This window comes from Prevotella sp. HMSC073D09 (assembly GCF_001814145.1).
In the GTDB taxonomy this organism is placed as follows: domain Bacteria; phylum Bacteroidota; class Bacteroidia; order Bacteroidales; family Bacteroidaceae; genus Prevotella; species Prevotella conceptionensis.
Genome location: NZ_KV815149.1, coordinates 37,982 through 46,647, shown reverse-complemented (window position 1 = coordinate 46,647; position 8,666 = coordinate 37,982). Strand labels below are relative to the sequence as shown.

4 protein-coding genes are annotated in these 8,666 nt (G+C 44.2%); all 4 read left to right on the top strand.

What is annotated here, in order from left to right; translation table 11 throughout:
- Window positions 1-367 precede the first annotated feature (367 nt).
- From HMPREF2955_RS14280 to HMPREF2955_RS14265, 4 genes are read left to right on the top strand one after another with little or no spacing between them, the layout of a single operon-like run.
- Complete coding sequence (locus tag HMPREF2955_RS14280; protein WP_083317756.1) at window positions 368-793, top strand: T9SS type A sorting domain-containing protein; 426 nt, start codon at window positions 368-370, stop codon at window positions 791-793.
- 16 nt (window positions 794-809) lie between these two features.
- Window positions 810-7,244 (top strand): RHS repeat-associated core domain-containing protein, encoded by a 6,435-nt coding sequence (locus HMPREF2955_RS14275; protein ID WP_083317755.1) that lies wholly within the window; start codon window positions 810-812, stop codon window positions 7,242-7,244.
- A gap of 5 nt (window positions 7,245-7,249) precedes the next feature.
- Window positions 7,250-7,876: a hypothetical protein gene (locus tag HMPREF2955_RS14270; RefSeq protein ID WP_070724058.1), complete on the top strand. Its 627-nt coding sequence runs from the start codon at window positions 7,250-7,252 to the stop codon at window positions 7,874-7,876.
- A gap of 48 nt (window positions 7,877-7,924) precedes the next feature.
- Window positions 7,925-8,629, top strand: coding sequence for a hypothetical protein (locus HMPREF2955_RS14265; RefSeq protein ID WP_210401333.1), 705 nt, complete (start codon window positions 7,925-7,927; stop codon window positions 8,627-8,629).
- Window positions 8,630-8,666: the final 37 nt, after the last annotated feature.

The window sequence follows — 8,666 nt, the reverse complement described above, 5'->3', positions numbered from 1 at the left end:
TTTTGACATAAGAACATAAGAAACATAAAGAAGTCCTTCTTCTTTTTCCTCATGGTATGCCACAGGAAAGATGCTTCCAACTTGTAAAGAATGTATTGAAAGAACTCCCGCCAGGTTACCTTTTTACTTAAGGCATGGCCATGTTTTGCCACAGACGAATGGGCAGAATTTTAGATTTCATCATATCTTTGTCCAGTACAATCTATTTATTGCGCATCCCTGTTTCTTGGTATTTTTTATTGTTCTGCATTAATCTCTATATTTTTTTGCTTAAAATGTTTGAATGGAACAAGAATAATCGCTATATTTGCATTTGTAATATTAACCAGCTTACTCAAACAATTTATCAACTCTAAACATTTTTTGTATGACGAGACTTATACTGATTACCGCATTTGCTTTGTCGGCCGTTTCTATGCGGGCGCAACAGGTTTCTTACGCATACGATGCCAACGGCAACCGTACCAGCCGCACTGTGGTGCTGCAAACGCATGCAGCAAAAAGCATGGTGCAACAAAAAGACACTGCCTTTCTCTATGAACATTTGGCACAACAACAGTTGCGCATCTATCCCAATCCCGTTAAGGAGGAACTTACCATCGCGCTAGACGCGTATTCAACAGAAAATCAAGGCGAGCTTTCGCTTTATGGACCGAATGGCGCGCTGCTCGTTAGGCGTGGCATTGCAGGCACCGTTACCAAGGTGAACATGGCGAGTTATGCCAAGGGCGTGTATGTGCTGCACATCCGATTAGACGGCAAAAACACCTCGTGGAAAGTGATTAAGGAATAACTTAAAAACTAGCATTATGAAAACGAATTTACATAAAATACTTTTAACGGGGTTGTTTGGGATATTTCTCTCTGCTGGAGCAAGCGCAGAAACAAGAACAAACAAGATAATGGACAAACAGTCTGTGATTGACTCCATCGTAAAACCCGAGAAGAACTTGGTGATTGAACGTGAAGTGACGCCCAAAGGCGATACTATTTACCGTTACAAGTACCAAGCAGTGGACTTAGGCCCGATTGAAGACAAGGCTCCTACCATATTATATAAGGAAGAGCCGAAACGTGCATTACGAAGCGCGATGCCAGCCTTGCAATCCGTTGCAGAGAAAGGCAACCATTATGTAGGTAAGATTCCATTTACCGAAGGCGTTACGCCGACGGGCGGGAAGACCTACGCCATACCCATTCTTACCGCACCCTGCAAGGGACAAGCGCCGCAAGTGGCCATTGCCTACAACAGTCAAGGGGGTAACGGGACGGCTGGTTATGGATGGAACGTTACTGGGGCTTCGGCCATCAATGTTGTGGGGAAAACAATACATTATGACGGGCAAACGGCAGCCGTAGACTTGTCGAAACCTGCTGAGTGCGCGTTTGCGCTCGACGGGGTGAGGTTGGTGCGCAATACTGGTACGCTGACGCAATACGATTACGAAACTTCGCAAGGCTTCATCTTGGTGAAGAAGCACCTTGCGAACGGGGAAATAGCCTATTTCACCGTGGCCTATCCTAATGGGAACACGGCCACCTTCGGATTTAAGAACAACACCAAAACGCAACCCGCTTATCCGATAACCGAGATGGTGGACAGAAACGGGTATAAGATAAACTTCGAATACACCGTGTCGGGTAACTGTCATTTCCTCTCTCGCATTGCCTATGGCGGGAGAAGCGAGGCGGAGCATACGGCCGAAATGCTGTTCAACTACGAGACGCGCAAAGATTTCACCACCGTTTACCTTAGCGGTGTGGCCCTTGCTGCCGACAAGTTGCTCAAAAGTGTCGTGTCGCGCAACAAGGTGGGCAACACCTTTGAGGAACTTTGCACCTATCGGCTGTCGCACGAACTGAAAGACGTTAGCCAGCTTGTGCAAATAGGATGCTCATCTGGAGGAGTGGAGATGGCACCGCTGAAGTTTAAATGCCTGTATTGGCCTGATAACGCTCCCGATTCATTACGACGTGAATCAGAACTAACCTTAATAACGAGTTACACCGCACCGACTGACAAGCTTAAGCCCATCTATGTTCGTGGGAAATTCATTGACGGACGTTACAATGACGGGTTGATAACCATGCCTGGAGCCTTTAGTCCATATACGGTGGTTAATGGGCCACACATAGTTTCTGGTATCTATGCCGTACAATATGGCAGTGGCTATCCGGCAGATCAAGACATACTAATTGCACCTGGCTTATCATTATACAATATCATCCGGAAAATTCAAACAGGTCATGGATTCCAAACCATACAGGCTGCCGACGTAAATGGCGATGGGGTGGACGAAATAGTGAAGGTTAACTTTGGTGGCTATTCAACAATAGACACACAACTATTAATAACCACTTATAAGTGTCGCGACTTTGACACGCCTTCAACCTCCTTTTATGTTGCCGTAAAGGGAGTGGCTTATGATGGTGTTCGTTTTCATAGCCCGATGTCGCGTGTTTACTTCTTTGGCGACTTCCTTGGTTCGGGTAAAGCACAGCTGCTAACCATCTCGCACAATGAAACATTTACGCACAATTATGTAGGCTCGTGGTTCTCGCTTATAGACCTAGATGAAAAGACAAAGATTAGTGAGACAAGGCTTTTCGATTTGGATTTCAATGCGGATGTCTTTCCGATGGATGTAGATGGCGACGGTAAGATGGAGCTTTGCCACAATAGAGGGGATGGGTTGGACGTATATAGCTATTCAACTGCCAAAAAGAGTTTCGTAAAGCTGTTTGACGTTAAAGGTATTAATGCGCCTTCCAAACACTCGAATATTTTTGGTGATCTGAATGGGGATGGTAAGATGGACATCATTGTTCCTCCAAATGATTTTTCATACAGTTCAAACATCGGGAGACATGTTCCCGTTTGGTCGCCTAGTACTTGTCCCTTTTGTAAGATTAATGAACCCATCTTGAACATTGTGGCTGAAAAATGTCGTTACTGCAATAAAAACTTGAAACAGTTTTATTCAAGTGAGAATTCCTATGTCACTTGTAGAGAATGTAATGCATTATTGGTAATAGAACCATTTCACTCTAAAAAACATCTTAGATGCCCAACCCATGGCCAAACTGTTTATGTTCACACACCTGTCTATGTTGATAAAGGCAATAAATGGGCTGTTTACCTCTCAACGGGTAAGGGCTTTAAATGCATAGAGATGCCAATAACCAATAGGGAGCAGAAAGACCGCTATTTGTTGACCGATGTAAATAATGACGGCTGTGCAGACTTGCTTTGTGTAAGGGACACGGTTGCACGACTGTTTATGAACCACAATGGGGTGATAAGCACTACTGCCCAAAGTTCGATGCCTGTTCCAAGTAACATGGAACTTCTCCCTATAAACGTATGCAACCCTTATAGCGTGAGCCATTTGATAACCATAGAGAAAGGAAAGGCTATCTGTTACAAATATTCGGGCAACCAAGCTTTGTCTAACTTGTTGAGGGAAGTGACCGATAGTTATGGAATGAAGCATCGCAACACTTACCGCAGTATGACTGATGAGCGTTGTCCCTATAAAGAGTCTAACACGATACGAACTTTCCCTTATTACCACCTCACTGCTCCTTTGTTCCTATTGACAGAAGACGAGGTGGTGAATGACGACAAGCCTGTGCACAGAAGAAGATTCAGTTATAAAGGGGCAGTGATGCATCGTACGGGGCTGGGGTTCCGCGGTTTCGAGGTAACGAATGTTGAGGATGTAGTAACAAACTCCTTTACTCGTGAGTACCACGACATAGAGAAATTAGGGCTTACTACGCACATAGAGACGCGAGAACATGAGGTGGACATGACGTATGAAAAAACGGCGTTTACATCCGACGGGGTCTGTAATCCTATACTGACGCGTTCTGTTGAGACCAACAAACTCACAGGTGTGAAGAAAGAAACGCAATTGTTTTACGATGCGTTTAACAACCCGACACGACAACGCATATCCTTTGGGAATGGAAATATTTATACTGAATCTGTACAGACCTATCGTAACGTCACTACGTCTGATCGTTATCTCGTCGGGTTGCCATTGGCAAAAGCTACGACATCAGGGCGTGACGGCAACACTTGGACAACGCGCGAGGAATACGCCTATAACGCCCAGTGGATGCCCGAGCGGCAAGTAACTTACACCAACGGCAACAAGACCAGCGAAACGCGCTGGACGTATGATGCCCACGGAAACGTGACCAGCGAGAAGTCGGCACCGTATAACGTTACCGAACTGTTAGGTAATACCTATACCTACGATGCCATAGGGCATAACCTCTTGACAAAAACAAATGCCTTGGGGCAGACTACAACCTATGCCGAATACGACAAGTGGGGGCAGGCACACCGCATAACCGACCATAAGGGCAGGACAACCACCATTATTTCAGATGCGTGGGGCAAACCCGTCTCCACCACTTCGCCCGATGGAATAACGACGACCACAACCACCGCATGGGGCGGAAAGGGTCTGTACACCATCGCCAAAACCATTACGGGCAAACCCAAGACCATTGTGCATTACGATGCATTGGAGCGCGAAGTGCGTAAGGGCAACATGCGGTTCGACGGCAAGTGGCAATTCGTGGATAATGCCTACGACTATAAGGGCAGGCTTGCAAAGACATCCTTGCCGTTTAAGGGCGATGCGCCCACGCTGTGGACCACCTACGAATATGACAACTACGACCGCCCCATAAAGCAAACTGAGGCTTCGGGAAAGACTACTACGTGGAGTTACGCTGGCCAGAGCGTTACCGAAACGAAGGAAGGCATCGCCTCGACCAAGACAACGGATGCCATTGGCGAACTGATAAAGGTGGAGGACCCTGGCGGAACCATTACCTACACGTTGCGCCCCGACGGACAACCCAGTGCGATAACCGCGCCAGGCAACGTGGTAACCACTTTCGAATACGATGGATTCGGTCGCCGAACGGCTATTGCTGACCCGAGCGCAGGCAAACAAACCTTTACGGAAAAGTATGATAACTCAGGTATTTGCACTTCTACCGCAACAGATGCGCGAGGCAAAACTGTAACTACCATAAAAGATAAGTACGGCAGAACCATTCAAATCAACCGCCCCGAGTTCAACGTATCATATACGTATAATAAGGATGGGCAGTTAGAGCGTGAAGAATATTCTGACAGGAGAGCTAAATCTTATAGCTATGATGCTTTAGGGCGAGTTGCCCATTCCTTAGACGACGCGTCTGGTATTGACGTTGGTTTCACATACAAGGATGGAAATGTTGCAAGCATAAAGTACAATTCGCTAAATAACCCTAATGGTGTGGAAATGAAGGAAACTTATCTCTACACAAACGGGCATAAAACAGAAGTAAAGTTTAATGACCGCCAAAGCGTTTGGAAACTTATTGAAGAAAACGACTTAGGCCAGCCCACACAAATTGCCACAGGCTCGCTGGTACGCACTTATAGCTATAGCAACATAGGCTTACCCACAAGGCAAACCACGGGTAACGTACAAGACATTTCCTATAATTTTGATGTGCAAACGGGCAATTTGCTAAGCAGAACGGACAACAGACGTAATATTACCGAAACATTTGGGTATGATAAACTAAACCGCCTGTGCCAAATCGGAACGCAACAAGTGAAATATGCTGATAATGGCAATGTATTGGAAATGCCAGGAATGGGCGTGATGGGGTATGATAATGCAGCAAAGCCCTATCAGGTTACCGCTTTCACGCCCATTGGGAATAATGTGCCTACCCGTGAACAGCAGATCACCTATAATTCTTTCCAATGTCCTGACAAGATAACGGAGAACGGCTATTCGGCCTCGTTCAGTTATGATGCAGAGGGCGACAGGGCTGAGATGACGATACGTAAGGGTAATGATGAGGTATTAACAAGACAATACATCGATGCAAGATACGAGATAGATAACAGCTTTACGGAACGTTTCTATTTGGGTGGCGATGCCTACGACGCCTTGGCCGTATGCGTCAACGATTTTGGAGTCGACTCAACATACTACATCTTGCGCGACTATTTGGGTAACATCACTCATATAATCAATGAAGACGGCACATTAAGACAAGAACTGAGCTATGACGCGTGGGGACGTTTACGCAATCCTGACACGCATCAGTTATACGCTGTGGGTAAAGAACCTAAACTGCTTTTAGACAGAGGATATACAGGGCATGAATATCTGCCATGGTTCGGCCTTATAAACATGAACGCCCGACTTTACGATCCCGTATTAGGTCGTTTCTTAAGTCCCGACCCATACGTGCAAATGCCAGACTTCACGCAAAACTTCAACAGGTATAGTTATTGTTTGAATAATCCTTTGAAGTATGTGGATAAGGATGGGGAGTTTTGGTTCTTACCTGCAATTATAGCCTTTGTTGTAAACTATGCTACAACGGGAATAACGAAAGGAGATTGGGGACTAAAGAACATAGGAAGCAGCTTGGTCATGTCTGCCGTTGCACTTGTAAGCTATGGTGTAGGTATGGGCATTACAGGAGCTCTAGCCAAAACTGCTATTTTGTCGCAAAGTGTTATTGGAGGAATCTCTGCCGGAGTAGCGGGAAGTGTAACGGGAGCGATGTCCTCGCTCATGGCAGGTGGCAATATTGGTAGGGGCGCGTTAATTGGTTTCGTCTCTGGCTTAGTAGGAAATGCGCTATCTGGAATTAACATGAAGAGTATTTGGCTTGAAGGTGTTTCTAACGTTGCTGCTGGTGGTTTGATAGGTGGTGCAACATCCCTTGTCTCTGGTGGTGACTTCTGGAGTGGTTTTGGGACAGGTGCAATAAGTGCAACTCTTGGTTGGGCACTAGGTAAAGGAGCTGATTATGTGAAGGATGCTGTAAGACGCAATGAAATACAAAGAGAAGTGGAAAAATATCTTGGCCTATCTAAAGATGTTAAGGAGCAGCAGATGTCATCTCCATTTGCAAAGGCTGAACAACTAGAGATACCCGACATGACTGCAGAAAAATGGAATGCAATTAAAAACATTTACAAAAGAGCTAACGCGAAGTATAGTGTTAATTTCGAGAAAAGCCAAAATTTTGATCTTTTGCAAGAAACCTATAAATTCAATAGGCTACATTTGCGATACAATAATACAACAAAACCAAATCAAGCATCTTACACTTATCATTATGATGGTACGGATATAATAATGAATCCGTTAAGACACATCATTTTTGATTCTTTGTATCAGTGGATTGTATATAAAAACAAGTAACTTATATGAGACGAAGATTCTATTTTACGCATTCAGTACTCATTTGTCTATGTCTTACCTCGTGTGCGGGCATATACCGTACTACGTATTACATAACGGAGACGCAAGGATGGAAGAAGGCAGATTATAATGGTGTGAACGACATAGCTTACACCAGCGATACCGCACCAGATTCGATTATGCTTAATGTAAGAGGACCAGGTGCAGCAATTTCAACAGGGCCATTATTCTTTCCCTTTGCCTTTCCCACATGCCTACTGTTTTGGATAAAACACTCCCCAGAGTTGGAGGTTGAAGCCAAATTCTACGTGTGTCAGCCATACACGATTTATCCACAAAGCATTCGCTTTACGGATAATGAGGGGAACATGATGACTCCCACGATGATAGAAAGTCTAGATATAGTTCACGAACAAGACATAACAAAGCTAGACTCTACTGCTATCGTACAGGGTATAAAGACGAGCGGAGCGATAAGGTTGCGTTGGTATTTTAAGGGGAAACAAGCAAAGAAGAAGGGTTTTAGCGTATTGATGGATGCCCCAGCAGTTAACGGAAAGGACGGCAAGCCATTGCTTATCTGGTTCAGACGCAAAACGGTGTATGAATATGTTCCGTTGTTTACCCATTGATGCTTGATAAAACTTGTGGCTCTTTCTTTTAAGAGGATTAAAGTAAATATGAAAAGGGTATATTTAATTTTCATCATGGGCAGTCTGTTTTTCTACATTTCAAATGCTCAGACATTAATTGAACAGGTTGAGCGTGCTTACAGCGCGCTCGACTCTGCTTCTTACATCAACAAAATCGTCTTGTCTTATGCAAAGTCGTTAGAAAAGAATGAAGAAGAAACGTACAAATTATTGTATAGCCCCGATAGTGACAGCATGAAGGTCGCTCAGTGGTTCAATAGAGCTGATAGTATGTATCTGAAATATCTTCAAAAACATAAAATTCTGAATGAGCCAGCCATTAGACATTTTGAAAATGAAGTAAAATCAGGAATGCCACTCTACGTTTTGAATTTAAAACTGAAAGATAAGCAGACATTGCAAGTAGATACTAGCAGGCTGGCCTTTAATCTTTTTTATTTCGACAAAAGATGTAAAGGACGTTTATACGTATATTGTGATGATGGAGAATATAGTGGCTTAGATTCTCGTTATAGAACTTTTTCAAGACCTCTTGGAAGGAATGCGCCAAAAGTTTTTAGAAAAATAATGCGTAAACATCCGAAGTATCTATTGTTCTGCCCTGAATTAGAAGGCATGAATACCATTTTATATGTCATCAACAATGAAGTGTTTATTTACAGGATTGTTGAAATGGAGAAGTATAAATTAGACGACTATATGAAGAATAGGGCGGCTATTGTGGATTCATGATGCCCAATTACAATATGCCCATAGGCAAAACGGCACT